Genomic DNA, 1225 nt, shown 5'->3' on the forward strand with positions numbered 1-1225 from the left:
GATTATGCCGAGGTTTGTGTTAAGCCGAGGAGCTCGGTGTCTGGCGTGGTTGGAGCGGAGATCGCTGTTGGTTCCTCGGCTTAACGTTCCTGCAGTCAGTGTCTAGTGTCCGTCGTATCCATCCGTCTAGGGAAGGGACGCGGTCATGGATACGACGGTCATACAGATCGGCGCGGTCACTGTTGCAGCGCTGCGCACGGCCGACTACATGGAATCAACCATCAGGAACTATCAGAAGTCGATCAGCGCGCTGACCAGGTTCGCTGCCGACCGTGGCGGCGTCTACTCGCCCGCGTTGGGTGCCGAGTTCGCAGCGATGACTACGAGCCCGCGCACCGGTGGGTTCAGCGCACAGCGCCGCTTCGATTACGGCCGGATCGTTACCGTGTTCGACTCCTACCTGCGCACCGGTCGGGTCGATCTCGCGGTCCGTCGGCGTGGCGGCGGTGGGCCGTGGCCTGCTTCGGACGAGTTCGTAGCACTGGATGCTGCTTGGGAAGCGGACATGGCCGACCGTGGGCTGGCACCGGCCACGCGCGCTGCCTACGGCCGGGTGGCCCGCAGCTATCTCGTGTTCCTCGAGGATCGCGGGATCGACAGCCTCGAGGAGACTGATGCGGCCAGCATCCTCGCGTTCCTCGAATCGTTGCTGACCAGGTGGGCGAAGTCGTCCTTGTTCTGGGTGGTGTCGAACTTCCGCCCGTTCCTGAAGTTCACCGGCCGCCGCGAACTGGTCGATGCCGTCAACCTGGCCGGGGTGAAACGTTCGCAGACGATCCTGCCTGTCCTCGAGGACGCCGATGAACAGCGGGTCGTCGAGGCGTGTGCAACCGGCATGGTCTCCGCTCGGGATGCTGCGATCACATTGCTGGCGTTGCTGACCGGGCTACGGGCCTGCGACATCATCGCACTGCGGTTGGCAGACATCGACTGGCGCTCCCAGACGATCGGGATCGTCCAGCAGAAGACGAAGAACCCGGTGACGCTGCCGCTGCCCGGTCTTCTGGCGGTAGCGCTGGCAAGCTACGTGCTCGAGGAGCGTCCCGCCGGCGAGGACGACCACGTTTTTCTCCGCTCGGTGGCACCGTTCATCCCGTTCGTCGATCACGCCTCGATATACAAGGTGACGGCCAGAACGTTCCGGACTGCCGGCGTGATCGGAGTGAAGGCCGGGACGCGGCGCCTGCGGCACAACGCGGCCTCTCGCATGCTGCGTGCTGCCGTG

Annotated in this window: 1 protein-coding gene; it reads left to right on the plus strand. The window is 64.5% G+C overall.

Features of this window, described 5'->3' with window-relative positions; translation table 11 throughout:
* Window positions 1–145: 145 nt before the first annotated feature.
* The coding region (locus ACT3SQ_RS19230; protein WP_444601617.1) for a tyrosine-type recombinase/integrase at window positions 146–1225 on the plus strand (1080 nt) is incomplete at its 3' end.

The sequence above is a fragment of the Brachybacterium sp. AOP42-C2-15 genome (assembly GCF_052377065.1).
In the GTDB taxonomy this organism is placed as follows: domain Bacteria; phylum Actinomycetota; class Actinomycetes; order Actinomycetales; family Dermabacteraceae; genus Brachybacterium.